At 56.2% G+C, this 25,950-nt stretch carries 19 protein-coding genes and 3 pseudogenes; 15 read left to right on the top strand and 7 right to left on the bottom strand.

Annotation, left to right across the window (positions count from 1 at the left end; translation table 11 throughout):
• Positions 1-5: 5 nt before the first annotated feature.
• From EB233_RS29910 to EB233_RS29890, 5 genes are all read left to right on the top strand, one after another.
• Complete coding sequence (locus EB233_RS29910; protein ID WP_081288648.1) at positions 6-1,139, top strand: ABC transporter substrate-binding protein; 1,134 nt, start codon at positions 6-8, stop codon at positions 1,137-1,139.
• A 70-nt stretch (positions 1,140-1,209) separates the two neighbouring features.
• On the top strand, positions 1,210-2,034 hold the full coding sequence (locus EB233_RS29905) for an ABC transporter permease (protein ID WP_081288649.1): 825 nt from the start codon (positions 1,210-1,212) through the stop codon (positions 2,032-2,034).
• A gap of 22 nt (positions 2,035-2,056) precedes the next feature.
• Positions 2,057-2,866, top strand: a complete 810-nt coding sequence (locus EB233_RS29900; RefSeq protein WP_171892274.1) for an ABC transporter permease — start codon at positions 2,057-2,059, stop codon at positions 2,864-2,866.
• 4 nt (positions 2,867-2,870) lie between these two features.
• Entirely contained in the window at positions 2,871-3,953 is a 1,083-nt protein-coding gene (locus EB233_RS29895) for an ABC transporter ATP-binding protein (protein ID WP_064987203.1), read from the top strand.
• 203 nt (positions 3,954-4,156) lie between these two features.
• Positions 4,157-4,930, top strand: a complete 774-nt coding sequence (locus EB233_RS29890; RefSeq protein WP_244277728.1) for a maleate cis-trans isomerase family protein — start codon at positions 4,157-4,159, stop codon at positions 4,928-4,930.
• Here the strand turns inward: EB233_RS29890 and EB233_RS29885 are convergent.
• The 4 genes and pseudogenes from EB233_RS29885 to EB233_RS29870 all read right to left on the bottom strand — a co-directional run bounded on the left by EB233_RS29885 (position 4,890) and on the right by EB233_RS29870 (position 8,902).
• Positions 4,890-5,381 carry an MDR/zinc-dependent alcohol dehydrogenase-like family protein gene (locus tag EB233_RS29885; RefSeq protein WP_171892193.1) on the bottom strand — a complete coding sequence of 164 codons (492 nt, stop codon included), beginning with the start codon at positions 5,379-5,381 and terminating at the stop codon, positions 4,890-4,892. The genes EB233_RS29890 and EB233_RS29885 overlap by 41 nt on opposite strands.
• A 19-nt stretch (positions 5,382-5,400) precedes the next feature.
• Positions 5,401-6,036: pseudogene (locus tag EB233_RS29880) on the bottom strand (sugar phosphate isomerase/epimerase); the annotation flags it as partial.
• Positions 6,037-6,524: 488 nt separating this feature from the next.
• Complete coding sequence (locus EB233_RS29875; protein WP_064987205.1) at positions 6,525-7,670, bottom strand: M20 family metallopeptidase; 1,146 nt, start codon at positions 7,668-7,670, stop codon at positions 6,525-6,527.
• Positions 7,671-7,702: 32 nt separating this feature from the next.
• Positions 7,703-8,902: an aminotransferase class V-fold PLP-dependent enzyme gene (locus tag EB233_RS29870; protein ID WP_064987215.1), complete on the bottom strand. Its 1,200-nt coding sequence runs from the start codon at positions 8,900-8,902 to the stop codon at positions 7,703-7,705.
• A 245-nt stretch (positions 8,903-9,147) separates the two neighbouring features.
• Here EB233_RS29870 and EB233_RS29865 point away from each other — a divergent pair, with 245 nt between their 5' ends.
• The 3 genes from EB233_RS29865 (at position 9,148) to EB233_RS29855 (ending at position 12,975) form a co-directional block, all read left to right on the top strand.
• Positions 9,148-9,609, top strand: coding sequence for an Lrp/AsnC family transcriptional regulator (locus tag EB233_RS29865; RefSeq protein WP_023671628.1), 462 nt, complete (start codon positions 9,148-9,150; stop codon positions 9,607-9,609).
• 520 nt (positions 9,610-10,129) lie between these two features.
• Complete coding sequence (locus tag EB233_RS29860; RefSeq protein ID WP_064987206.1) at positions 10,130-11,524, top strand: MmgE/PrpD family protein; 1,395 nt, start codon at positions 10,130-10,132, stop codon at positions 11,522-11,524.
• A gap of 56 nt (positions 11,525-11,580) precedes the next feature.
• Positions 11,581-12,975 carry an MmgE/PrpD family protein gene (locus EB233_RS29855; protein WP_064987207.1) on the top strand — a complete coding sequence of 465 codons (1,395 nt, stop codon included), beginning with the start codon at positions 11,581-11,583 and terminating at the stop codon, positions 12,973-12,975.
• A 159-nt stretch (positions 12,976-13,134) separates the two neighbouring features.
• Here EB233_RS29855 and EB233_RS29850 read toward each other — a convergent pair.
• Positions 13,135-13,279 (bottom strand): annotated as a pseudogene (locus tag EB233_RS29850) (IS5/IS1182 family transposase); the annotation flags it as partial.
• 264 nt (positions 13,280-13,543) lie between these two features.
• On the opposite strand from EB233_RS29850, the gene EB233_RS29845 reads away from it, so the two are divergent.
• From EB233_RS29845 to EB233_RS29830, 4 genes and pseudogenes are all read left to right on the top strand, one after another.
• Positions 13,544-14,278, top strand: coding sequence for an alpha/beta fold hydrolase (locus tag EB233_RS29845; protein WP_064990669.1), 735 nt, complete (start codon positions 13,544-13,546; stop codon positions 14,276-14,278).
• 352 nt (positions 14,279-14,630) lie between these two features.
• Entirely contained in the window at positions 14,631-16,220 is a 1,590-nt protein-coding gene (locus EB233_RS29840) for an ABC transporter substrate-binding protein (RefSeq protein ID WP_064987209.1), read from the top strand.
• 166 nt (positions 16,221-16,386) lie between these two features.
• Positions 16,387-16,543: pseudogene (locus tag EB233_RS29835) on the top strand (IS3 family transposase); the annotation flags it as partial.
• A gap of 649 nt (positions 16,544-17,192) precedes the next feature.
• Positions 17,193-18,587 (top strand): MmgE/PrpD family protein, encoded by a 1,395-nt coding sequence (locus tag EB233_RS29830; RefSeq protein WP_064987211.1) that lies wholly within the window; start codon positions 17,193-17,195, stop codon positions 18,585-18,587.
• Between the two features lie 49 nt (positions 18,588-18,636).
• On the opposite strand, the gene EB233_RS29825 is transcribed toward EB233_RS29830, so the two are convergent.
• Both EB233_RS29825 and EB233_RS29820 read right to left on the bottom strand, forming a co-directional pair.
• The gene (locus EB233_RS29825; protein WP_064987258.1) at positions 18,637-18,981 is read right to left on the bottom strand and encodes a hypothetical protein; all 345 of its coding nucleotides are present in this window, start codon (positions 18,979-18,981) and stop codon (positions 18,637-18,639) included.
• Between the two features lies 1 nt (position 18,982).
• On the bottom strand, positions 18,983-20,074 hold the full coding sequence (locus EB233_RS29820) for an IS5 family transposase (protein WP_064987257.1): 1,092 nt from the start codon (positions 20,072-20,074) through the stop codon (positions 18,983-18,985).
• Between the two features lie 572 nt (positions 20,075-20,646).
• Between EB233_RS29820 and EB233_RS29815 the strand changes: the two genes are divergently transcribed.
• The 3 genes from EB233_RS29815 (at position 20,647) to EB233_RS29805 (ending at position 25,578) form a co-directional block, all read left to right on the top strand.
• A complete protein-coding gene (locus tag EB233_RS29815) occupies positions 20,647-22,230 on the top strand; it encodes an ABC transporter substrate-binding protein (RefSeq protein ID WP_064987173.1) in 1,584 nt (527 codons plus the stop codon).
• Between the two features lie 184 nt (positions 22,231-22,414).
• On the top strand, positions 22,415-24,004 hold the full coding sequence (locus EB233_RS29810) for a GMC family oxidoreductase (RefSeq protein WP_064987172.1): 1,590 nt from the start codon (positions 22,415-22,417) through the stop codon (positions 24,002-24,004).
• 143 nt (positions 24,005-24,147) lie between these two features.
• Complete coding sequence (locus tag EB233_RS29805; RefSeq protein ID WP_064987171.1) at positions 24,148-25,578, top strand: aldehyde dehydrogenase family protein; 1,431 nt, start codon at positions 24,148-24,150, stop codon at positions 25,576-25,578.
• The last annotated feature ends 372 nt before the right edge of the window (positions 25,579-25,950 follow it).

The raw sequence follows: 25,950 nt of genomic DNA, 5'->3' as shown, positions 1-25,950 counted from the left end.
GTATCATGAAAATGCAGAAAAATTACGCTGAATGCGTACCAAAATGGGGAACAGTCATGTTTAAGGCCACGCGACGTGAATTTCTCAAAACCGCCGCTTCCACTGCGGCTGTCGGCACTGGCATGTGGCTTGCAGGCCCCGGTAGAGGCCAAGCCGCGGAGACCATCACTGCCACCGAATGGGGCGGGGTCTATGTAGACTCCGTGAAAGCGGTTGCAAGCAAGCAATCGTCTGTCGATATCAATTGGCAACTTTATACCGGCGGAGGCGCCACAATTCTGCCAATCATCAAAGCTCGCTGGCCAAAACCTGGCATAGACCTTGTGGCAGGATGGACCGGCATGTGGAAGACTATCGCCGACGAGGGGTGGGCGGAGCCGATCACCCTGGAAAAAGTGCCGAATCTCGCCGACATTCCGCAAAAGTTACTCTACAAGGATAAAGCGGGCAACATTATAAACATCCCTCGCAAAACAAGTAGTACCATATGGTACTATCGAGAAGACACTACTCCCTTCCAGTTAGCCAATCTCGATGACCTTTTGGACCCCCGACTAAAGGGCAAGATTTGTTTTCCAGTCCCTACGTTGGGCGGCAACCTCCAAATGGTGTCAATGGCCCTGCACAAAGGAGGCGACGAACGCAATATGGAGCCCGCCTGGGATTTCATTAAAAAATTGGCGAGCAGCGGAAATATCGGACGCGTCGCGAATTCGGATATCGATATTCAGAACTCCATCACCTCTGGCGAAACTAGCGTTACCATTCAGGCCAGCAGTGCTGTTGTGGCAATGTCTTCCGACTTCAAGATCCGATATCTGACTAAGATGGAACGGCAGACCGGTTTCTTAACATTTATCTTCGACGAGGGCTGGTGCGTTCTGAAAGGCGGGAACACGGACGCCGCGTTCAAGTTTGCGAACTTTGCCATCAACCCTGAGAACGACGAAGAGTTGAATCGGATTAGCGGCGGTGTGCCTGCCAACGTCAAGTCGAAGGTATCCGACATTATGAAGCCCTTCGCGCTCAACAACGAAGAGACGGATCGATACGCCTACCTACCGGATTGGAGCTACCTCTCCGAACAGTCCAATGCCTGGATGCAGCGCTGGGAACAGGAAATCGTCCCTCTGCTTTGAGCTGAAAGCGCCTAAGGCTGGGCGGGATATCTGCTGGAGAGAACTAGTGATCCGTACGAGAGTAAGCCTAATGCTACTGCTTCCTGCGGTGGCTGTATTTCTGCTTTTTCTTGTGTTCCCGGTGTTACTGGTTCTCGAGGAGAGCTTTCGGGCATACGTACCCGGTCGCATTGGAGGGGTGGAGGGGGTTCCGCTTACCGTAAAAAACTATACGGAACTTCTCCACCCAGCCTATGCCCGCTATTTCATTCAAACATATTTCCTGTCGTTCTGCGGGGCCGCGCTTGCCATTCTGGTTGGCTTTCCAATAGCTTACCACATTGCGAGGAACGCTTCCCCCCGAGTACGACAGGCGTGGATAGCCGCACTTATCGGTCTGTTGTTCCTGAGTGGACTCGTCAGGATCTTTGCAATTCAATTGACGTTCGGCTCCGTTGGCATGCTTGCGCCGATCACCGCATTCCTGGGGGTCAACATTAATGGCAACGCCTACACCAACTTTGTCATCGTCGCGGGATTGCTTCACTACGAGATACCGTTGTCGATCTTGATTCTGATGGACCCGATATTGAGTCTCAATCCGCGCTTGACGGAAGCTGCTCAGTCCCTGGGAGCGTCGAAACTGGAGTCCCATCTAACAGTAACAATACCCATGTGCATTAAAGGATTAGTCTCGGCATTCCTGGTGTCAATGACATTTGGTGTAAGTGCTTTTGTCATACCTTGGATACTTGGACGTGGGCGGGTAGTATTCATTTCGAATCTCATTTATAGCCGCTTCAGTGAAGTCGCCAATTACCAGAGCGGGGCGGCGATCTCTATAGTCATGATGGTTCTTTCGGCGCTACTAATTTTTATTCTGTCCAGATTGACAACATTGCTTGACCGGACCTGAACAAATGATTAGCAGAAGAAACATGGATTTAGCGATGACCTTTCTACTAAAGGTTATTATGCTGGTATCGGCATTGTTTCTGATGCTGCCGGTAATCGTAACTATCCTCACGTCGTTCGACTCCCGCAACTACATTGGCCAGTTTCCGCCGACGAGCCTGTCTGGGCAATGGTATGTCAGATTTTGGAAGAACGACTATTTGTGGTCTGGCCTGGTAACAAGTCTGCAGCTGGCGATTGCAACAACCGTGCTTGCAACCGTGATGGGAGCATTGGCGGCGCTTGCAATAAACCGGATGCCACCTCGGCGGCGCGATTTGGTCTCCACGGCATTCATGTCGCCTCTCCTTTTGCCAGGGGTCGTTCTTGGTTTCGGACTACTCATGTTCCTGTCCACTTTTGTCTGGCTGCCGCCGTTTCCACAACTGCTGGCCGGTCATCTGATCATCTCCCTGCCATTTACGATCAGGATGACACTAACCGGGCTTGCGGGGATAAGCGAAACGCTTCGGGAGGCGGCCTTGAATCTCGGCGCTAATGAGCGGCAGACATTCTTCACGATCACGTTGCCGCTTGCCAAGAACGGCATTGCGGCAGGGGCAATTTTCGCATTTGCCTTATCGATGGACGAACTGACGATCAGTATCTTTCTGAGCAATTTCAAAACCTATACGTTGCCAGTAGCGCTCCTTACTATGATGAGATCGCAATTTGATCTTACTCTCGCCGCGGCCGCAGTGGTACTAATGGGGCTTATCATAATCGTGTTGTTTGCTCTCGACCGCGTCATCGGTCTGGAGAGAGTAATCGGCCAGGGTACATATAGGGCGTAATCTTATGAATGTTCTCGAACTGAAAAACATCACCAAAAAGTATGGACCGCTGGTAGCGGTCGATGATGTTTCCCTGGATGTAGAGCGTGGGCGCGTGATCTCTCTGTTGGGGCCAAGCGGCTGCGGAAAGACGACTACTCTGCGCATAATAGCGGGCTTTACGTCGAACGATAGCGGTTCCCTGAAAATCGGCGGCAAGGACGTTAGCCGCCTCAAACCTTATGAGCGCAATGTCGGCCTGCTTTTCCAGGACTACGCTCTCTTTCCCCATATGACGGTCGCTCAGAATATCGCTTACGGGTTGCGTTACCGCGGAACGCAGGCATCGGGCATACCTTCTCGCGTGGACAAGATGCTTTCGCTCGTGCAATTGACCGGCATGGAAAGGAGGTACCCGCGGGAACTAAGTGGTGGCCAACAGCAGCGTGTGGCACTGGCCCGAGCGCTCGCGATCGATCCGCAAATCGTCCTTCTCGACGAACCTTTGTCGGCGCTTGACGCTAAGCTCCGACTGGAACTGCGCATCGAGCTGAAGGAAATCCTCAGATCGGTCGGCGCGACGACGATCGTCGTCACTCACGACCAAGAAGAAGCTCTCAGTTTGAGTGATGAGGTCGTCATCATGCATGCGGGAAGGATTGTGCAGCGGGGGTCGCCTACTCAGGTCTACGACACGCCCGCTGACAAGTTCGTCGCCCAGTTCGTCGGAAGGTCCAACTGGTTCAGTGGATTGAGGCGTGGCGGTTCGGGTGGCGTTAGCTCCTACGTCACCGGAGAAGGGCTCGAAATCCGGGCGAGGTCAACTCCGTCCGAAAAGCGAGACAGCGCCGACCTTTGCGTTAGACCGGAAAATATCGAAATCATTGATGGCGCCGCGGCTAAGGTGGCAGAAGGCGCCGATTCAAATGTCCTGGCCGGTGTTGTGATCGATGTTGCGCCCCTTGGCGCCGACGTGCACGTGGTCATCGAACTGCAAGGCAAGGTCCGGTTACTCGCAATCCGTAAGAATTTCGGGAGAGTTCCAGAACTGGTCTCTGGGCAGCCTGTTGTTGCTCTTTTCTCGGCATCGGATGTCCTCGTGTTCTAAGACCCTCGTTCTGGCTTTCAAGGATGGCCACCCCAAGACGGAAGAGCAGTTAGTTCATAGCTTGTCGAGGATTGAGATGCCAAGGCGTGAGCCATTCGAAGCGGAGACTATCCAGCCTTTGACGAGTGCCGCAAGGGTTTGCTGTAAACCAACTGATCAACGCGACTCGAAGCTGTACGTTGGCCATAACGAGGACATTGAGCATGAATAAGATCGCCAGTGAAAGAGTATTTACGGAAGTTAAAATGTCAGGAGCCTATGATCAGGGCCCCGGAATTCATCGAATTGGGCTTATTGCGCTATCAAACGATTATACGACAGAACGTGACTTTATGAATATGCGTCCATCGGATGACGTCACGGTTTTTACAAGTCGTCTGCATAGTGATCCGGATTGCTCGCTCGAATCGTTACCTAAGATGGGCGCTCAAATTGCCGATGCGACCTCGTTGCTTATTCCAGAGGGCCGGCTGGATGTGGTGGCGTACTCATGCACCTCTGGCACTGCGGTGCTTGGATTTGACAAAGTCAGGCAACTGATTCAATCGGTTCGACCCGGGATAGCCTGCACGACGCCGTTGACCGCATCGATCGAGGCACTGAACGCATTCGGATCGAAGCGTGTTGCGGTTTTGACGCCTTACACCGACGAGGTCAACGAAATGATCGCGAGGAGTCTTGAAGCCGCAGATAAGGAAATCACCTCATTTGCAAGCTTCAAAATTGTGGAATGCGAACTGATGACGCGAGTTCCTCCGGAGGCACTCTTACGTGCCGCCTTGGCAATGGACACGCATGATGCGGACGCACTGTTCATCTCGTGCACAGCGCTGCGCGCCGTAGATGTGGTTGCCGAGATCGAGCGTAGACTCGGAAAGCCGGTAATAACGGCGGTGCAGGCTCTGTATTGGCACTCCCTGCGACTTGCTGGATATTCTAAGCCGATCGATGGCTTCGGAAGACTTTTTGCGCTCTGATCCAGAAACGGCACTTATTACTTCTTCTGGTCGTGTTGCCGCGCACCTCGGCGACGGCGATCTCGGACAGCACGGCGTGAAAGGTCGAGCAAGCTATATGTGATGGATCTGTCCTCGTCGATCGAGAAGGCGCCTGTTGTCCGTCGGGCACCAGGCGCAGGCCGCAGGCCCCGGGTCGCGCGAATCGCGATGCAGAGATTTGGTCTGAGGCAGGGCTGGCAGCAGCGGCATTGCGGCGCGTATCGAGCGAAATGACGTGATCGCCCTTCTTCACGCTGATCAAGCCCGGGTCAATGTCGACGACGATGCTCGCGCCTTCATGGCCGAGAATGGCCGGGCCAAGGCCTTCCGGTCGACTTCCGAGAAGGTGCCGGTCGCCGGTAATACGCCCAGCACTTCCCTGGCCCTTGGCGGCCGCGCGAACGCCGATGGGAGGCTCCCTTATGCTCATGTTGCAGAAGTCTTTTGCGCCAAACCCGGGCGATTTGCTTTTTCAGGGCTAACGCCTCTTTCCAGCGGTCAATTGTGTCCTCGCCATCCGATCCCGTAATGGCATAGGGCTTCGGACCAAGCTAACAGGTAAACGCCACGGTGTCGTTTTCTCCGGCCCGTTTTCGCCAGCTCCGGAATGCGTATTCCCACCAATGGAGGAACTGATCGACACACATTTTGTGTTGAGGGTAGGTGATTTCGATCTGCACCTGCTCGCGGGTCGCAACGCGGCCGTGGAAGGCCCAGGAATTGTCGAGAATTCGATCAATTTGCTCATGGTGATCATCGGCGATGGGCCATGGAAATTCTCGTCCGACGACGAAATGCGAGATGTCACCAAACAGCCTGAGATCCGGAAAGCAGTCGAGTAGGTCCAGGGTGAAGAGAAGATCGGTGGTCATCCGGTCACGGTGGGTCTCGATATAGACCTGAATCCCCGCTTCGTCGGCAAGACGACGACAACCTTCAAGGAGCGGCACGCACTCTTGGATGCGACGCGGCCGTACATCTGGCTGAAGGTTGATGTGATGAACTCCGAACTCCGCGGCGTTTTCCAGAACAGGTTTGAGATCGCCGATCGTCTTGGGGAAGAATTGGCCCTCGGCCTGCATCCCCGTGAGCAATCTTCTCGATGTTCAGCTCTAGCGTGGGTTCAGGATGGTCGGCTGCGAAGCTCCATGGCCCACAGCGATTGAAAATATCAGAAGATCTTGCATGGAATCGCCTTTGAGTCGCTTGTTGAACCCGCAGAAGCTCTCATAGGTCGGCAGCCCCGCGAGGGAGAAATGCCGCGCTGAAATTCTAGACTAAGTGAACAGCCTTGGCGACCAGCCCAATCGCAACCGTGCGAGAATGCGCCGACCTTGTCCGCCCATCCTCCCGGACCGTTTAACCCTCTCGCCCACAATTGCGGCGTATGCCCGGTGGCGAGAGGGCACGCGATGCGCGACGGCCCAATTCCCAACCCGGACAAAGCCATTGTAGGCCTGGAACGAGCACGATCTTTCCGCAAAGGAAGGTCGCTACGATGCGGCACGATATTTAAACCTATGAACACTACCTGCGAGGTTCACAAATAAAGGAAGAGCGTCAGAAAGATGACCTAATAGCTCAGCATGATCTTTTGGTAGATTTCGACCGCTTTGGTTAGCTGCTCAATTTCCACGAACTCATTGGTTGTATGGGCCTGATCGATACTTCCAGGGCCGAGAATTACGCAGGGAATTCCCGCCAACGAGAGCTGGCTTGCATCGGTACCATACGGCACCCCGACGTGCTTGCCCGTCCCGGCAACTTCAGCACACGCCTTGGCCGACACCGCGGCAATTTTCGTTGCCTCCGCGCTAGGGGGCGCAGGATCTTCCAAAGCAGGTAGCAATGAGCGCACCTTGATCTTATCCGCGCCTTGGCGCAGCTTTTCCAGTATGTTCTCAACTTCCTGAAGTGCGTCCTCCGGTCGCTCTCCAGGCGTGAGTCGTCTGTCGATCCAGACGCGGCACGATGGCGGTACAGTCGCCAACTCTGCCCCTCCTTCAATGAGAGTAACTGTGAGAGTCGGAGGGCCTACCAACGGATGCACACGTTGCGACAACGTCTCATTGCTTTTGTCGATCGCCAATATGACCTTGGCCATTCCTGTAATCGCATTGACTCCAAGATGAGGCTTGGAGCTATGAGCGGGCACACCCTCCACTTCAACCTGCCAGCGAACCGAACCCTTATGTGCGACGACAAGCTCTAGGTCTGTGGGCTCACCGACTATGGCTGCATCGTATGCAACACCTGATTGGGCAATTGCTCGCGCTCCTTTCTTGCGGTACTCCTCGTCCACGCTTGCGGCCAGGACGATCGTGACTCTGGGCTTTCGCTCTCCGAGGGTGCTGAGAGCGATCAACATCGCTGCCAACGGGCCCTTGTCGTCACAACTTCCTCGGCCATATATCCTTCCTTCTCTTTCTTCCGGAGAAAAAGGGTCCACCGTCCAGTTATCAACGGGCACTGTGTCCATATGGGAAATGAACAAAACGCGCTTAGTGGGGTCCTGCCCTGGGACCCAAGTAAAAAAGTTCGAGCGGCCGTCGGTCACTTCCTGATATTCATAGGGTAGATTGCGCTCTCGGCAAAAGGCCTCGAGAAACTCGGCGACCTTTTTTTCCCCGCTCCCCTGTGCTGACGCTGACGGGTTGATGCTCTCAATCCTCACGAGTTGCTGGAGGAGCTCGACGGCCTGTGTGCTGATAGACGGCATAGGTACTCCTATTCTCAAAATTTGGGTTTCGGCTACGCCAGCCAATCTTTGGCCAAGCTGACGACCTGGTCAGCGTCGTCTGCGGTGTTGTATAGATGAAGTGAGAAGCGCAGCATGCCCCGGCGCACTGAGACAATCACTTTGTTGTTCGACAGATGCTCGTGCAGCGAATGAATGCGGTTATCGGCGTCGCGAGAACCAGCAAGCGCTGCTAGTTCTCCAAGAGCAATAATACTTCCGGTGTGATCCCCGGGCGCCCCTCCGCACACGGGTAGCCCGAGGTCTAGCAGGCCCGAAACCAGTCGCCTTGCAACCGATGAAACGCTTCGTTCAATGGCCGGCGTGCCGATTTCTAGCAGCTGGCCCATCGATGCGTAGGCCGCTATTACGCCTGGAAAATTGTAATGCCCAATTTCGAAACGAGGCGCGCCGGGGCGCAGTTTTACAGTATCGAATATGGGAGCCGATTCTGGTGCGTTCCCGAGATCGACACTAAAGCGGGCGAGGTAGGCGGGGCTTAGGCGATCAGCCCATTCTTGGCGGCAATACAGAAATCCCAACCCATATAGACCCATTAACCCTTTGTAAGATGATGCGACCAAACCGTCGACGCCAAGCCGAGTAACATCAGTGTGGAGTATGCCAACTGATTGGGACGCGTCTGCCAAAAGAAAAGCGCCAACCCGCTTGCAAGCTCGGGCAATCGGCTCCATCGCTGTCTTGAAGCCTGGGACCATTGTGACTGTCGATAATGTGACAATACGAGTGCGAGCGTCGATGGCCTTGGCAAGAGCATCGCACGGAATTGCGCCGCTATCAGCTTCTACCACCCGAAGTTCAATTCGGTATCTGTCCCTGAGTTGGAGCCAAGGCAAGATGTTGTTAGCATGCTCTAATTCCCGACACAGGACAACGTTGTCTCCGGGTAACCAAGCAAACGAGTTTCCAATTATATTGATGCCTTCCGATGCGTTCTTCGTGACGGCGATTTCATCTTTCTCAGCGCCAATGAATTGAGCGAACCTGGAACGTGTCCGCTCGACAAGTTCCATCATTCCTTCTTCGTCATTCAGGCCATTCAATCTATTGTCGAGATGCTGATCCATAGACGTGCGGGTCGTTCTGGATATGAGCCCTTGATTTGCAACATCCATGTAAATGGTGCTCTTAGTGGCCGGAAACTCCTGCCGGAGGACGTCCAAGGGAAGAAAATGGGTTGTCATGTTCGTCATCAGTTCCGTGTTCGTGGGTAGGGAGTCCACGCGTGGCAACAAATCAGCTTAACAGACCGCTGAGCTGGTCCTCACGCTAGCGGTCCGCGGGTCCGATTTGCCAAAAGATTCACTGCGGCGGGCTGGGCGCAGGGACTGGCTAATCATCTCATTTTATAGCTTGATCATTGCGGAAGTGGGGCTATTATCCCCAGAAGCGAGCAGTTTTTCTGCGCAATTGTACTCTTTTTTGCAGTGATCGTGAAATGGACCTGGATCGAGTTGATCGGAAGCTTCTCAACGCTGTGCAGCGCGACAATCGCCTTACGACAGCCGAGCTGGGCGAACTTGCGGGCCTTTCTGCGACTGCCTGTCAGCGGCGACTGAAGCGACTGCGCGATGATGGTGTGATTGAGGCTGACGTTGCCATAGTCTCGCCACAAGCAGTGGGTCGGCCCATGCTCATGCTGGCGTCTATCAGTCTCGAGCGCGAGCGGGTAGATATCATTGATCGCTTCAAGCAAGCGGTTCGGCGCACGCCTGAGATCATGAGTGCGTATTATGTGACTGGTGAAGCTGATTTCGTTCTCATGATCTCTGTGCGCGACATGGCTGAGTATGAGGCATTCACCCGCCGATTTTTTCACGAGTCTGACATTAAGGCAGTTAAGACGATGGTCGTAATGGACCGCATCAAGGCATCGTTAGCTCTGCCTATTGAAGAATAACGGCGATATTCGCTCTCGCATCGAGTGCTGCGCTGGGACTTCCTGTCTTTAAGTGCATCAACCTAATATCGATCGCGGTTCGTCCGGGTGGATTTGGGGCGCGGTGAAGTGCGCCGACCTTCTTCTTTACCTCGACGTACTATATCTCGCGGCGACATCGATGACCGTCGCCTTCGGTCGGCTTCGCTTGTGGCTTCACGAATTGCGCCAGGTTAACCGCCAGGCACCTCGTCCAGTGGGTCGGCAGTGCATTGCTGAAACCACAGCTGTGACCGCGGCGAGTCGACAGTCGCCACTTCTTAAGAGGTCGAGGTTGCGCGCGCGAAAGAGCAGAAAAACGCAGCTTTCCTGCGTTGAAACAGGGATTATTTACGCAAAGCGCATATTGCTGGGCCCTACATCTAAACAGCGCTGACAGCCTCGCGTGGACAGGATCGACTCGAGATTGTCTCGGCAGGCAAGCCGATCGACCCGCTCACGCGCAAAAGGCTTTCGATCCACTTCGTTTGGAGGTTTGGCAATGGATGTGACGACGCAAATCATAAGGCACGTTCTCAGTTCCGGGTTGGAGACGATCCCTGAGAAAGCGATCGAACGTGCAAAGCTCTCCATCCTCGATACGATTGCTTGCGCAATCGGCGGATCGAACGATCCGATCGCGCACAGCGCGCGCCAACTGGGTGCTTTGTACGGTGGCAAGCCAGAATGCACAGTTTGGATTTCCGGAGAAAAGCTCCCATCGAGCTTGGCGGCACTCGTCAACGCCACCACAGCCAGGGCACTCGATTTTGACGAAACCTACGAGCTTTGTATCAACGGCTGCCACGCAAGCGCATATAATGTCCCGCCGGCGTTGGCACTCGCTGAGCGCGATCTTTCTATAACCGGAAACGAATTGCTGACCGCGGTCGCGACGGCTATCGATCTGCACGTGCGTCTCGCGCGTAGCGTTACCACTTATTCTTCAAATACGGGCCGCGACAATATGGTCTCGGTCTGGGGCGCGACCGCGGTTAGTACCAAGTTGCTACGGCTCGACGAAGAGAAAACCCGGAATGCGTTCGGAATCGCTTACGCCCACGCCGCCGGCGAATACCAGATGTATGAAGAAGGTGCCCACACTGTGGCGTTGCAGCAGGGATTGCGGGCCCGCTCGGGAATTGAGTCGGCTCTATCAGCTATGGTAGGCTTCAACGGCCCGCGGGAGCCGTTCTTCGGGAAGTATGGTTTCTACAAGGCTTTTGAACCTGAGTTCGACCTCGATATGCTTATGGACGAACTAGGTTACGATTATGTAAACGCTTCCATAAGCTTCAAACCCTGGCCGTCTTGCAAGTGTAATCATTTTGGGATCGATGGGCTGCTGCAATTGCGCGAGAAGCACAACTTCGCGGGCGAGGATATTGTTTCAATTGAGCTCGGGTTGAATCGTCGCGCTGAGAGTCTTGTGGTCCAGCCGCGCGACCAAAAGTGGAACCCAAAGGATCCGGTCGTAGCGCGTTTCAGTCTGCCTTACGCCATTTCTGTCGCAGCGCAATATGGCACAGTCGCAATTGACGATTTCAGTCCCGAAGCGCTCCACGATCCGGCTGTGCGCCGGATTATGGCCGTTACCAAGGTCGAAGTTGATCCAGAGATCGAGCGCACTCACGGCCAGTATGGGAATTCGCCGACAACAGTTAAAGTAAGGCTAAAGAGTGGATCAGAACATTTTATTCGAATGGATACACCGTTCGGACATCCGGAAAACCCAGCTTCGCTCATCGATGGCGTGCGGAAACTTAAGGATTGCGGCCAAATGTCGATGTTACCTTTCTCCGAAAAACGACTCGGGTTGATCGGAGACTTCATCGGCGACCTTGATAAGCAACCAACATTGGCACCGCTATTTGATTTGCTAGTAGGGGGTAGGTAGTCTCGGGTGGTGTATGAGGGTACACAAAGGCGAGCTGATAGAGTTAGGCGATTTTTATGAAACCAAATTTTAAAGCTGCTAACTCGCTGTCGAAAGCGATTGGGAGTTTCGTCAGCGGGATAGAATTCGGTGCCTTGTCGCCAAGCGATCTTAGTATGCTGAAATTCGGGGTAATGGACTGTCTGGCCTGCGTGATTGCGGGTGCACGGGAGCCGGTAACCCAAATCGTGCTCAACAGGTTAGTGGCCGAACACGGCGGCCATCAGAGAGCAACAGTTCTTGCTCATTCCGTTCAAAGTTCCGCGCTGGATGCCGCGCTCGCCAACGGCGTGATGGCACACGCGTGCGATTTTGACGACGTCAGCGACCCGATGTGTGGGCACCCTACCGCGCCCGCACTCCCTGCGATTTTGGCGGCTGGTGAACTGGCAGAAAGTTCGGGCCGAGATGTCCTTCTCGCATACGCCGCTGCGATCGAGGTGATGACAAAGCTCGGCCGGGTTGCCGGTTACGAGCTTTATCAGTCCGGTTGGCACGCCACCGCCGCCCTCGGCGTGTTTGGCGCTGCCGCCGGAGCCTCGAAGATACTTGGACTCGACGCCGAACGTACAACTAACGCCATCGGCATTGCCGCCTCACGTGTTGCCGGTATACGTGCGAATATCGGCACGATGGTAAAGCCAATGCATTGTGGTTTCGCAGCGAGGGATGGCCTAGAGGCGGCGCTTTTGGCTGCAGCAGGGGCCACGGCAAGTCTGGATGCGCTTGAAGGTTCGAACGGCTTTCTTAACACGTACGCATCGCAGCGGGGACGTGTCGTCGACGTCGCTTCGCTCCTCGGCAATCCGTTCGATATCCGAGAGCCAGGTATTGTTTTCAAGAAATATCCGGCCTGCCTCGATACCCATTCAGCCATCGATGCTATTCTCGAATTGCGCAATAGCCATGGCATCCAACCTGAACACGTAAAGTACATTCGATGCGTGCTTGCTCCAGGGGTGGGCGGGGACCTAGCATACCATGCCCCCCAAATGCCTATGGAGGGGAAGTTCAGTATGGAGTTTTGTTCCGCGGTCGCGCTGTCGCGAGGGCGTGTATCTCTTGCTGAATTCTCGCAAGAAGTAGTCGATGACCCAGCTATCCGACGGCTGATTGGCATTTCTAAGCTCGACTTCGATCCTGAACTGACCAGCCAGGACCCGAGAAGCTTTTGCGCGGCCGCGCGGGTTGAAATTTCTCTTCACGACGGGCGGGTGGTTAAGACAACCGTGCATCACATGCGTGGTCATCCAAAAAATCCAATGTCGGAATCCGAGTTTGTGTCTAAATTCAAGGACTGCGCAAACGCGGTGTTGGATCCCGACCGCACCGATCGAGCGCTTGCGATGATCGAGCAGTTGGACCAGTTATCCGATTTGCGCCCCCTCATGTTGGCCCTCGTAACTGAGTGACGACATCAGTCGACCCGACAAACTATGCCCGAGACAAAAAACGTCTCACCCCTGTGAGCAGGAGGAAACAGTGTTAGCCGGTGGTGGCAGGATGGCGTTGACAGCATTCCCTGCTCGTCGACAACGTAGTTGCGGCCATTTAATGCTCGCCCCTGATCGCGCGCGGTGGATAAGCTTGGCGTCGGTCGGGAACATCCCGTTCTTAGGCTCCACGGCGGTGTCGACATGACTTGGCGCGTGTGGGCCGGTTTCATCGTGCCGGTCTTGACCGCCATGGAGAGAGGCTCTCCTGCAAGAGGCTGATCCGTTCCTCGTCATCGAGTGGATCACGCCTCGCCAGCGAACGGAAACGCAAAACTGAAATTGCAAGGAAACGAGGCTCGTGAAGACATGAAGACAGCCAAGCAATCGATCCCTTGATCCCCATAGAGCGAGGAATTTTCCAGCCAGCGTCGCCTTCATGTGCGTAGGGTGAGAAAACGCCGGTTTTCTGCGTTCGCCCGGGGGAATCTCAGATGCGAGGCTCAGCTGGATTTGGCAGCTGCATGGGCTATCCGATCGATTCAGAGTGATCGCGCTTGATCAACTGCAATTCGGTGGGACGGACGATCCTACTCCAGGCAAATATATCAATCGGCTCGGTCGTGTAGACCATGTCATTGGTTTCATCGAAGCAATGGGGTTGAAGCAGATCACGCTGGTCGGCCATTCAGAAGGATCATTCGTCGCCGCGCGGGTGGCGATCGTGCGTCCCGATCTTGTTTCGAAAGTCGTCCTGCTCACCGCCAGCGCCGTATCGCCGCCAATCGGACCCGAGCCATTTGGAGACGAGCGTGACGATGCATGGCTCCATGCCGCCAGCACGTCATACGACTATACCGGGCCAATGCCGAGTGAAGAGGAATATGTGCGGGGAGGGGCCATCGACTACGGGCAGGATCCGTATAAGGCGGAGCTAGAGGAGTATCGGCAAATAGCCTATCGGCGGCCCGCGACGCGCGGAAAATGGGAGGTCCGGCAACACCTGCCTTTGGAAGAAACCGACATGAGACAATATGTCCTGATGCAGCAGAAGTACATCTTCCCCAACATTGATCGGCTTCAGGGCAAGACAATGCTTATCTGGTCCACGGACGACGCCTCCGTGGCGCCCGACCGCGGGTGGAAGCTGGCAAAGATGATAAAGAATTCGGAATTCCACCTGCTGAAAGCGGCTCACACGATCCAACGAGACCAGAGCGAAGCCGTAAACTGGCTCATCGGTCACTACAGCCTTACCGGAGGCGCATCGCCATATCTTTGAGGCAGCGGGCGCGACCGTAGCTGTTCTAACACTCGTCCTGCCGGCAATCTGCGCGGCGTCATTGACTGCGATCTGCAGTGCTTTGTATCTGGCGATCAAAAACCAAGGGCTCATGACCGCGCCGCGCGTGTCCTCAACCGTTGTCATCGCATCTCTGCGAACTTCTTTGATTTGGCAAGCCTTACCCGTTGGAGCCTCAAGCAACGCGCCCTTGTGCGCTGCGGGTTGTAAAAACGCCGATTTCCTGCGTCGAAGAGAATGATTTGCGCAAATGGGCCCAATGGCTTTGATATCATCCAACACAACACAGCCGTATTGTGGCCCCAGGGAAATATATAGCGAGGAGCATTCCATGTCGCAGGAACTCGACTATCTCGGCCGCCGCTTCGCTGCGGGCCGGTTGAGCCGACGTGAATTTCTCGGCCGTGCGACGGCGCTCGGCGTTTCTGCGACGTTCGCGAATTCGCTTCTTGCCGGTGCCGCGAAGGCACAGGCCCCGCGAAAGGGCGGCATCCTCAAAGCGGGTCTCAACGGCGGCGCGGGGACCGACAGTCTCGATCCAGCGGCCATCGGCAGTGGAGTCCCTATCAACTTCAGCAAATCTTGGGGCGAGGTGCTGATAGCGACAACTCCCGACGGCGGCCTTGAATACCGCATCGCCGAGGAAATCGGCGCGTCGAAGGACGCCAGAACCTGGACGATGAAAATCCGCAAAGGCATCCAGTTCCATAACGGCAAGGAAGTCACTCCCCAGGACGTAGTCGCCTCGCTAGAGCGGCACTCCAACGAAAAATCAAAGTCCGGGGCGCTGGGCATCATGCGTGGCATCGAATCGCTCAAAGCTGATGGCGGTGACGTCGTGATCACGCTCAAAGAACCTAACGCAGATCTGCCCTATCTGATGACCGACTATCACCTGATCATTCAGCCCAACGGTGGCAAGGATGATCCTGCCTCCGGCATCAGCGCGGGCCCCTACAAGGTCACGGTGAACGAGCCGGGTGTGCGTTACGGCGGCGAAAAGTTCAAAGACTATTGGCAAGGCGACAAGCTCGGCCATGCCGATCAGATCGAGATCATCGTCATCAACGACTCGTCGGCGCGTTTGGCTGCCCTACAAGGCAACCAGGTGCACATGATCAACCAGATCGAGCCGAAGATCGTGGACCTTTTGAAGCGGGTTCCCGATGTGACGATTCAGGCCATTTCGGGGCCCAGCTACTGTAGCTTCAACATGTTCTGCGACACCGCGCCGTTCGACAACAACGATCTCAGAATGGCCTTGAAGCAGGCCATGGACCGCGAGGAAATGGTGGACAAGATCCTACGCGGATATGGCACAATAGGAAACGACTTTCCTATCAATGACGCCTACTCGCTATTTTCCGACGACATCGAGCAGCGCGCTTTCGATCCGGACAAGGCCAAGTTCCACTATAAGAAGTCGGGCCACAGCGGTTCGATCCTGCTCAGGACCTCAGAGACGTCCTTCCCCGGCGCAGTCGATGCCAGCCAACTCTACGCGCAGAGCTGCGCCAAGGTGGGCATCAGCATCGAGGTGAAGCGCGAGCCGGATGACGGGTATATGTCGGAGGTTTGGAACAAGCAGCCCTTCTCGACCGTCAGGTGGAACGGCCGAGCGACGCAGGACCAGGCGTACTCGACCGTTTATTTGTCAACAGCGCCATGGAACGACACGCGCTTCTTCAACGAGAAGTTCGACAAGCTCCTCATCGAGGCGCGCGCCGAATTCGACCAAGACAAGCGCAAGAACCTTTATCGCGAGATGGCCATCATCGTCCGGGATGAGGGCGGCGCGATCGTGCCGATGTTCAATCAGTGGATCGATGCGACAGGACCCGGCGTAAAGGGATTCGTGAAGCATCCTCAGTTGTCGATGAGCAACGGCTACGCGTTGGCGCAATGCTGGCTCGAAGCCTGAACGGAGTTTTTAGGGGTTCGCCTGTTCTGAGGCTGGTGGCCCGCATTGCGCTGGACATCCTCCTTCTGTCGGCCGTCTCGGTTCTGATCTTCGCGGGCACCTTCTAGGCGACATCCATCCTCAGAAAGGCGGCCACGCCGGCGGCCACGGCTTTTTCTTGGACAAAGCAATGAACATGGGGATCTGGAGGAGGGGCAAGCCCGACAGCCTGCTGCATCACTCCACCAAGGATCGCAATACACGAGCAGTTCCAGCGCCTGATGACCGACCACGGCATCAAATGCTCGATGAGCCGGTCGGGCAATGTCTGGGACAACGCGGCCGAAAAACCGGCAGCAAACCAGAGGGCTGGTTGCCCAGAGCATCGCGCTATCTCCTTGTTGACTTCGGGGCAGCCAGACACTTCCGGACGACCTGGCGCAGGCAACCTCGATTCGACGTTACGCTTCTGCGAACGGCCGACCCTGGGGTTCGGTCGAGAGGTGTGACAGAAGTTGCTTATTATGGGCGGCGGGCTGAAGGCGACGGCCAGGTGAAGGGGGGGCGCGGCCCTAAGTCGGCCATTCCTTCCGATCGGGTCCTCCGACGGCTCCGCTAAAACCACAGCGTCACCGATGTCTAACCCATACCGATCGAAATCCTTGCGCGACTCGTTTTCTTAGAGCTGGAGGCTATTTCCAGTGTGTCGCGCTTGAAGCGGAGAGATAATTGCAGATACCGACAACCACTATCGATCGAAGATACCCACTCTAGCATTCGGCGACTTTGTGCATATGCAGATACACAAACGCCGAGTTCCTGCACTGTGACTAGGACTTTAGGAAAAAGCGCACCTATCTTCCACCATATATTCAGAAGCCATCATTCGTAGACGCGTCGGTCGTGTGGACCTGTATCCCGAGCTAGTTGCGGCGTCAGAGTCTGGGCAAGCGATGAGAGATCTGTACGATTACATCACTTGGAGGTTTGGCTATGGATGTGACGACGCAAATGATTAAGCACGTTCTCAATTCCGGGTCGGAGACGATCCCTAAGAAAGCGATCGAACGTGCAAAGCTCTCGATCCTCGATACGATTGCTTGCGCGATCGGCGGATCGAACGATCCGATCGCGCACAGCGCGCGCCAACTGGGCGCGTTGTCCGGTGGCAAACCAGAATGCACAGTTTGGATTTCCGGAGAAAAGCTCCCATCGAGCTTGGCGGCACTCGTCAACGCAACGACAGCCCGGGCCCTCGATTTTGACGATACCTACGAGGTTGGCATTAATGGCTGCCACGCAAGCGCATATAATGTCCCGCCGGCGTTGGCACTCGCTGAACGCGACTTTTCTATAACCGGAGGCGACTTGCTGTCGGCCCTTGCGACCGCTATCGATGTGCATATTCGTCTGGCGCGCAGCATCACTACCAATGCCATAGACACAGGCCGTGACAATATGGTCGCTGTCTGGGGCGCCACAGCGGTCAGTACCAAATTGCTACGGCTCGACGAAGAGAAAACCCGTAATGCGTTCGGAATCGCTTACGCTCACGCTGCCGGCGAATTCCAAATGTATGAAGAGAGTGCACACACGGTGGCGCTGCAGCAGGGACTCAGGGCCCGCTCAGGCCTGGAATCCGCACTCTCAGCCATGGTGGGCTTCAACGGCCCGCGAGAACCATTCTTTGGGAAGTATGGCTTCTACAACGCCTTTGAACCGGCCTATGATCTTGATTTGCTCATGGGCAAACTCGGCGACGACTATGTAAACGCTTCTATTAGCTTCAAACCTTGGCCGTCGTGCAGGGCTACGCATCACGGAATTGATGGTCTGCTTAAATTGCGTGCGAGGCACAACTTCGCTGCCGAGGATATTATTTCAATTCAGCTCGGGTTAAATCAGCGAGCTGAGGGCGTTGTGGCCCAGCCGCGCTATCAAAAGTGGAACCCAAATGACCCGGTTCTCGCGCGGTTCAGCCTTCCGTACGTCGTCGCTGTCGCGGCGGTCCGTGGTTGCGTCGCTATTAGCGATTTCCGCGCCGAAGCGCTTGACGATCCCGCTGTGCGCCAAGTGATGGCCGCCACCAAGGTCGAAGTTGATCCAGAAATCGATCTCACTCATGGCAGGTACGGTAACTCGCCGACTTTGGTTAAAGTGCAGCTAAGGTCTGGAGCACAGTATTCCATACGCATCGACAAGCCATTCGGCCATCCCGAAAGCCCGGCTTCGCTCGATGATGGTATGCTGAAACTTAAGGCTTGTGCCGAAATGTCGATGCGGTCGTTCTCCGAGAAGCAGCTCGGGTTGATCGGCGAGTTCATCGACGACCTTGATAAGCGGCCCACATTGGCGCCGCTGTTCGATCTGCTGGTTGGCGCTAAATAGGCGAGGGTGTCCCACGAGCTTTTTGTGAGCTAGCAGGCTGTTGAAGAAGTCACGCGCGCTCGCAGACGAAGCCTGAATCGTCGGCATTGTGGATGTAGAAGTGGCCGACGAGGCGACCCGCGGTGCCGATCATCGCCCATCCGCGACCGCAAGCGGGATCGCTTTCGTCGTGACCCTCCCACGAGAATTCCGCGCAGGCCGAGCCGTCTCGCGCGCCGTAGCGGACATCAAGGAAGCCTTTGAGGGCGCCGAAGCCGATCTCGCCTTCCGCCGCGCCTTTGAACGTCAGATGCGCCTCTTCGACGAGATCGAGGAAATCGTTGTCCCAGACATCCATTTCGACGATACGCCAGCGACCGGCAAAGGCCTTGGCGATGGCTGGAACCTTGGCCATGTCAGCTGGTCCCCGCGATGAGCTTCGGCAGCCGCACCAGATTGTAGGCGGCGGCAGCGAAGGTGAAGCCCCATCCGACGCGGTCCCGGCCGCGGAACTTGGTTTGGCGCTGACCGGCGACCGTCTTGATCCAGCCGAACGCCTCTTCAATGCGCTTGCGAATACGCTGACTGACAGCATAGCCGCTATGCCGGGTGGTGCGCCCGTCGATGGCCGAACTACGGCCGCTGGTGTTCTGCGCCACATGCGGCGTCACCTTCATCGAACGCAGTTCGTTAACGAAGTCCTCCGCATCGTAGGCCTTGTCGGCACCGAGCGTGATCGCCTGCGGTCGGTCGGCGCGAGGCTCGACCATGTGCAGTGCCGCTACCCGCTCGGCATGCCCGTCGGCCAGTGTCAGGCAGGCTTCGACCAGCAGGCCGTGGCGGTTCTCCATCAGCCCATGTCCCATGAAGCACAGCTTGGCCTCCTTGCCTTTACCCTTGCGATAGAGCCTGGCGTCAGGATCGGTGGTCGAGCCATGTGTATCGTTCGACCGCTTCTGGCCATGGAAATCCGCTTCGGCGTTGCGCCCGTCGCCTTGAGCCGGCGGCTCGCCCGAGCCGTCTTTCGGCTTGACGCTCTTCATCGACGCCCAGGCCTCGATCAGCGTCCCGTCGACCGAGAAGTGATCCGTCGACAGAAGCCTCTTGACCTTGGGCTGCGCCAGCACCGCGCTCAGGAACTTTGCAGCGATGTCGCCCTCCAGCAACCGGTCGCGGTTCTTGGAGAACACAGAATGATCCCAGGCCGCATCGTCAACGCCAATCCCGACGAACCAGCGGAACAGAAGGTCGTATTCCAGCCGCTCCATCAACAGCCGCTCCGAGCGGATCGAATAGAACGCCTGCAACAGCATCGCCCGCAGCAGCTTCTCCGGCGGGATCGATGGCCGTCCGATCGGCGAATACATCGCCGCGAAGTCCCGCTCCAGCGCCGACAGCGCCTCGCTCACGATTAACCGGATCGCCCGCAACGGATGATTGCGCCGCACCCGCGCCTCAAGGTCAACATAGCTGAACAGTTCGCCAGTTCGATCGTCGCCGCCGCGCACTCGTCACCTCCGAATCCCTTCGGAACCAGTGAATCACCGCTGCGGTCCGGTGGCGAGTGCCTTTTTCAACAGCCTGCTAGACTTGGCACGAACCCGCTAGCGCTTTTCAGATAGCTATGCATACAGGACTGCAGGTTCCACGCGCGACGGCGTGGAACTCGCAACGGATGTCTGGAGCCCTCTCGGGGTATCCCGGCAAGAACTGTCCGCAATCTTGATCCGGGCAAAGTTACCTATCGCCGCCCGAACCCAGCAAACCCGCGCTAGATGTTTGCGGCGCAAGGCTATGCAGTCCTGGGCAGGAAACTCGCGGCCATTCGATTCCCGACGCCCTTTCGCGTCGCCCGTGATCGCCGAATTCGTTGCTTGCGGTCGAACAGGCAGTCCGACCCGGGGCGGGACTCGTGCTCTCTCACCGCCAGCGCTGCCGTTTATGCGTATGGAGCAAAAAAACGCCGATTTGCTGCGTTCACAAGCAAAATTTGCGTCGAGTTGACCAGTTCCGCTGGCGTACCATTCAGTTTGCGTAACAAGGATGCCAAACCGTATTGTTTGCGCTGTGGGAGATCTCAATGTCGCAGGAACTCGACTATCTCAGCCGGCGGGTCGCTGCAGGCGGGCTGAGCCGACGTGAATTTCTCGGCCGCGCAATGGCGCTCGGCGTCAGCGCCGCCTTCGCCAACTCGCTTCTTGCTGGTGCTGCGCTTTCCGCGGGACCCGTTCGGGGAGGCATCATAAAAGGCGGTCTCAACGGTGGCGAAGCGACCCAAAATCTTGATCCGGCGAACTTTTTGACGACGATGGTCAACTTCGGCAAATGCTGGGGCGAATATCTCGTGGCGGTTGGGGCCGACGGTGGACTGGAGCATCGCCTCGCCGAGGAAATCGGCTCTTCCAGCGACGCCAAGGTATGGACCTTCAAGATTCGTCAGGGCGTGGAATTCCACAACGGCAAGACCGTGACGGCGGAAGACGTCGTGGCGACGCTGGAACGTCATTCCGACGAGAAATCCAAGTCCGGGGCCCTGGGAATTTTGAAGGCCATAGAGAGCCTCAAGGCCAACGGCCGGGATGTAGTCATCAGTCTCAAGGAACCGAACGCCGACCTGCCTTATTTGATGACGGACTTTCATCTCGTCATTCAGCCCAACGGCGGTAAGGATAATCCAGCCGAAGGCGTCAGCGCGGGGCCGTACAAAGTGACCGTCAACGAGCCGGGTATCAGGCACGGCGGCGAACGCTTTGCCAATTTCTGGCAGTCCGACAAGATGGGCTTCGCCGACCAGATCGAGATCATTGTCATTAACGACGACATGGCCCGCATCTCCGCGCTGCAGGGGGGCCAAGTGCACATTATCAACATGGTCCAGCCCAAAATCGTCGACCTCATCAAGCGCGTGCCCAACTTGAAGGTCCAGACCACATCGGGCCCAGGCCACTACGTTTTCGACATGGTGTGTGACAAGGCGCCGTTCGACAATAAGGATCTCAGGATGGCGCTCAAGCTGGCCATGGACCGAGAAGAAATGGTGAATAAGATCCTGCGCGGCTACGGTGCGGTCGGCAACGACTTTCCGATCAACGCCTCCTATCCGCTCTTCTCCGACGACATTGAGCAGCGCGTCTTCGATCCGGACAAGGCCAAGTTTCACTACAAGAAGTCGGGCTACGGCGGGCCGATCCTATTGCGCACGGCGGACGTTGCCTTCCCCGGCGCCGTCGATGCCGCGCAGCTCTTTCAGCAGAGCTGCGCCAAGGCCGGCATGACCCTCGAGGTCAAGAAAGAGCCGAGCGATGGTTATTGGTCGGAGGTCTGGAACAAGCAGCCGTTCTTCAGCAGCTTCTGGCTTGGACGCCCGACACAGGACCAGATGTATTCGACTACCTATCTGTCAAAGCAGCCTTGGAATGAAACGCACTTCTCCAGCGAAAAATTTGACAAGCTTCTCATCGAGGCACGTGGCGAACTGGACCAGGATAAGCGCAAGAACCTCTATCGCGAGATGGCTATCATCCTTCGGGACGAGGGCGGCGTGATAGTGCCGATGTTCAATCAATCCATAGATGCGACTTCGGACAAGATCGGCGGATTTGGCGGCGGCCGTAGTGAGCTGATGGATGGCTACGCGTTCGCCAAATGCTGGCTTAACGCGTAGTCTGCAACGCGGTGTGCTGGTCCTTCTGAGACGAGGCGGCGTTAGTATGTCGGGTTCGACGTCTCGCCAGCACACCGATCTTATCGAGCGAAGTGGCCCTTCGATGCTCGGCGAACAGTGACGCCTTTGGTCCTGTCCACTTCCTGACACGCGTGGCACACATCCGAAAGTCACAGGTTGAAAAATGGAATTTGACTACATCGTCGTCGGCTCCGGGAGCGCCGGATCGCCCGTCGCCGCACGTCTCGTCGAGAAGGGCGCTCGGGTTTTGTTGCTCGAAGCCGGTAAGCGCGAGAAATTTCATGTCACGCGGATCCCGGCATCGTCGATGTATACCGTCGGCAACCGGCGCTATGACTGGAACTATATGACGGAGCCGGATCCGACGCGCAACGGGCTCAAGGAATCATGGCCGCGTGGCCGCGTCCCGGGCGGCTCGTCCGCCATCAACGGTATGATCTTCATTCGCGGTGCCCAGAGCGACTTTGACGCTTGGGGGGAGCTCGGCAATAACGGATGGGATTGGAATTCCGTACTTCCTTATTTTCGCAAGATGGAGACTGCGGATAAATATACAGACAATGACGTCTATCGCGGGGGTATGGGTCCGCTGCACGTTTCGACGCTGCGTTGGCGCATCCCGGTTGCCCAGAAATTCATCGACAGTTTTGTGAATTTGGGCGTCCCGCATAACCCTGACCTCAATGGGTCCTCACATGAGGGGGTTGCTTGGAATCAGGGCTCCACGAAGAACGGTCTGCGCCAGTCAGCATTCGACGCCTATATTGGACCGCTGCAGAAAGACCCTAATTTGGTCGTCATGGATGACGCCTTGGTCAACAGTCTGAGCATGGAGACGAATCGTGCGAAGGGCGTCGTTTTTACGCGCGGTGGTCGGGTCATCCGTGCAAGTGCGCGCCGCGGCGTCGTGCTGTGTGCGGGCGCACTCAATTCCCCACAGATCCTGATGCTGTCAGGCATTGGCGATCCCGGCGAACTCTCGAAGCATGGCATAAAAACCGTTGTGGCCAGCCCCGAGGTGGGCCAGAACCTTTTAGAGCATCCGTGTCTCCATGTCCTTGCAGAGATGAATATAGCGACGGGAAACGCCTACGCGACGGGGCTTGGACGGATTCGCGCGTTCGCAGAATGGGCTTTTGCAAGAAAGGGTGTGCTCACTGAATCCTTGGCACAAGTCATAGCCTTCATTAAGTCTACCGCTGATCAAAAAGTGCCCGATCTCCAGTTCCATCTTTTGGCCTTCGGGTTTTTATTGAAGAATGGGAGGCGGCACATCCCATCTCGAAATCTCGTAACGATCTACGCCAATGTAAACCATTCGAAGAGCAAGGGCTATTTGTCGCTTCGATCGAACAATCCCCGAGACCCTATAGCTATATATCCCCGCCTGCTCGACCACCCAGACGACCTAAGAGGGGTCTTGCTCGGCCTAGATTGGGTTCGGCGGCTGGCTTCCACGCCACCCTTCGGCAGTCATGTGCTCCAGCTTATCGACGTGCCTTCTCGTGAAGCGGGGCCGGTGGCGGACGAAGAATATGTGCGCAACTCGACCGGACCAGGATTCCATCCCGTGGGGACATGCCGAATGGGCATCGATGACCAGGCCGTGGTGACTCCCGACCTACGCGTGCGTGGAACTGAGGGCTTATGGGTTGCGGATGCTTCGATATTCCCAACGCATATTGCAGGCAACACCAACGCGACGTGTATCATGATCGGTGAGCGCGCGGCAGACCTTATTCACCCTGGCTGAATAAGGATAGTCGTTGCCGCCACGATACGATTGCACCTTGGCGGTAAACTCCTTGACGTCTGCCAAGGGTCAGTTGAGCTGGAATCGAATTCGCGGAAAGCCGCGTGCCAGAGATTTGGGCAAAGAGTTAACAGGGGTAAGAATTGCAGCACGAACGCGAACACTATGTGAATGGGGAGTGGGTAGCACCTCTGGAACCAACTCTACTTGACGTGATCGACCCCTCGCTTGAAGAACCATTCACTCGAATCGCCTGCGGCGGATCAAGGGATGTTGACCGCGCCGTGGCCGCCGCTCGCACGGCGTTTACGAAATTCTCCATGACTACCCGGCTCGAGCGCCTAGATTTGCTGCGTTCCGTCCTTGCAGAATACGAGAGGCGACAAGAAGACATTGCTGCGGTTCTTGGCACGGAATTGGGCGCGCCGCTTCAGATCGCCCGCGAGTGGCAACTGGCGTCGGCTGAGCTTGAAAGCGTTATAAGGGTTTTGGAGCACTATCAGTTCGAGGAATTACAAGGAACGACCAAGATTGTCCGAGAACCGATCGGAGTCGTGGGATTGATCACGCCTTGGAATTGGCCGGTGGGTCAGATCATAATGAAGGTTGCCCCGGCGATTGCCGCGGGCTGCACGATGGTGCTCAAACCTTCCGAAGTGGCTCCGTTGAATGCTATTATCTGGTCTGAAATCATGCATACCGCCGGTGTGCCCGCGGGCGTGTATAATATGGTCCAAGGCCAAGGCGCTGTTGTGGGCGCAGCGATGTCAGCGCATCCAGGGATAGAGATGGTGTCATTTACCGGCTCCACCCGTGCCGGTATCTTGATAGCCCAGTCCGCTGCGAGAACCGTCAAACGTCTGTCGCAGGAGCTTGGAGGAAAATCGGCAAATATTCTGCTGCCTGATGCCGACTTTGAGGAAGCCGTGACAAAGGGTGTGCTTGGAGTGATGCGCAATAGCGGGCAAGCTTGCAGCGCGCCTACCCGTATGTTTGTCCCGGCGGACCGCCACGACGAGGTCAAACGGATCGCCAAAGCGGTCGCGGGAAGGCTGGTCGTTGGGAATGTACGCGACCCCAAAACGAATGTGGGTCCAGTGGTCAATAAGAATCAATTCGACAATGTGCAACGCTTTATCCAGACTGGTATCGACGAAGGGGCAGATCTCGTTATCGGCGGTCCTGGCAGGCCAGAGCATCTCAACCGAGGTTATTTCGTTCGTCCCACCGTGTTTGCTAATGTCCACAATGACATGACCATTGCGCGCGAAGAGATCTTCGGTCCAGTTTTGGCAATTCTGCCATACCGGGATGAGGAAGAGGCGATCGAGCTCGCGAACGATACGATCTTTGGCCTGGCGGCATATGTTCAATCGTCCGACCTTGTGCGCGCCCGCAGGGTGGCAGCGCGTATGCGAGCCGGCACTGTGCATATCAACTATCCGGCATCCGACAGGGCCGCGCCCTTCGGTGGCTACAAACAATCGGGGAATGGGCGCGAAAATGGCAAATGGGGCTTGGAGGAGTACCTCGAAGTGAAAGCGCTTCTCGGCTACGACGCCCCCACGGCATAACCCGCGTTGTGGCCGTCTTTGGGCGTCCCAAAAGGGACGCAGTCTGTAGCACGCTGGCGGAACGATCTGGAGATTCTAAACCAGCTGGGACTAACAGCCAAGAAAACGGCTGCTAGGCCAATTCGAAAAATCGGTGGCGTGTGGGAAGCATAGGCTTGCGAAGAAACTGCGTTTTTCAACAGACAGATCGGCGCCGGCGAGCGAGACGTATTGATAATCCACCGAGGGAGGGCTTGGCGGGACGAGCAGGCGCTGCACAACGGCTCAAGGTAGCTTCCGAATGCGCGGTTGATTTCGCCGGAGTCACAGCATCGGCACCCGACGGGGAGCCGTTAGGCCGCGTACATAGCTGCAGCCCTTGAGCCATTTCAG

This window comes from Mesorhizobium erdmanii (assembly GCF_013170725.1).
Classification (GTDB): Bacteria; Pseudomonadota; Alphaproteobacteria; order Rhizobiales; family Rhizobiaceae; genus Mesorhizobium; species Mesorhizobium erdmanii.
The sequence above is the reverse complement of the archived record's forward strand: the minus strand, read 5'-3'. Positions and strand labels throughout refer to the sequence as shown.

What these genes read in the sequence shown, in the direction of transcription:
- EB233_RS29810 (WP_064987172.1), top strand. Translation starts at nt 22,415, where the DNA reads ATGGAATTTGACTACATCGTCGTCGGCTCCGGGAGCGCCGGATCGCCC.
- EB233_RS29890 (WP_244277728.1), top strand. Translation starts at nt 4,157, where the DNA reads ATGAATAAGATCGCCAGTGAAAGAGTATTTACGGAAGTTAAAATGTCA.
- EB233_RS29885 (WP_171892193.1), bottom strand. Translation starts at nt 5,381, where the DNA reads ATGAGCATAAGGGAGCCTCCCATCGGCGTTCGCGCGGCCGCCAAGGGC.
- EB233_RS29860 (WP_064987206.1), top strand. Translation starts at nt 10,130, where the DNA reads ATGGATGTGACGACGCAAATCATAAGGCACGTTCTCAGTTCCGGGTTG.
- EB233_RS29910 (WP_081288648.1), top strand. Translation starts at nt 6, where the DNA reads ATGAAAATGCAGAAAAATTACGCTGAATGCGTACCAAAATGGGGAACA.
- EB233_RS29875 (WP_064987205.1), bottom strand. Translation starts at nt 7,670, where the DNA reads ATGCCGTCTATCAGCACACAGGCCGTCGAGCTCCTCCAGCAACTCGTG.
- EB233_RS29815 (WP_064987173.1), top strand. Translation starts at nt 20,647, where the DNA reads ATGTCGCAGGAACTCGACTATCTCAGCCGGCGGGTCGCTGCAGGCGGG.
- EB233_RS29830 (WP_064987211.1), top strand. Translation starts at nt 17,193, where the DNA reads ATGGATGTGACGACGCAAATGATTAAGCACGTTCTCAATTCCGGGTCG.
- EB233_RS29865 (WP_023671628.1), top strand. Translation starts at nt 9,148, where the DNA reads ATGGACCTGGATCGAGTTGATCGGAAGCTTCTCAACGCTGTGCAGCGC.
- EB233_RS29840 (WP_064987209.1), top strand. Translation starts at nt 14,631, where the DNA reads ATGTCGCAGGAACTCGACTATCTCGGCCGCCGCTTCGCTGCGGGCCGG.
- EB233_RS29895 (WP_064987203.1), top strand. Translation starts at nt 2,871, where the DNA reads ATGAATGTTCTCGAACTGAAAAACATCACCAAAAAGTATGGACCGCTG.
- EB233_RS29905 (WP_081288649.1), top strand. Translation starts at nt 1,210, where the DNA reads ATGCTACTGCTTCCTGCGGTGGCTGTATTTCTGCTTTTTCTTGTGTTC.
- EB233_RS29825 (WP_064987258.1), bottom strand. Translation starts at nt 18,981, where the DNA reads ATGGCCAAGGTTCCAGCCATCGCCAAGGCCTTTGCCGGTCGCTGGCGT.
- EB233_RS29900 (WP_171892274.1), top strand. Translation starts at nt 2,057, where the DNA reads ATGGATTTAGCGATGACCTTTCTACTAAAGGTTATTATGCTGGTATCG.
- EB233_RS29870 (WP_064987215.1), bottom strand. Translation starts at nt 8,902, where the DNA reads ATGACGAACATGACAACCCATTTTCTTCCCTTGGACGTCCTCCGGCAG.
- EB233_RS29855 (WP_064987207.1), top strand. Translation starts at nt 11,581, where the DNA reads ATGAAACCAAATTTTAAAGCTGCTAACTCGCTGTCGAAAGCGATTGGG.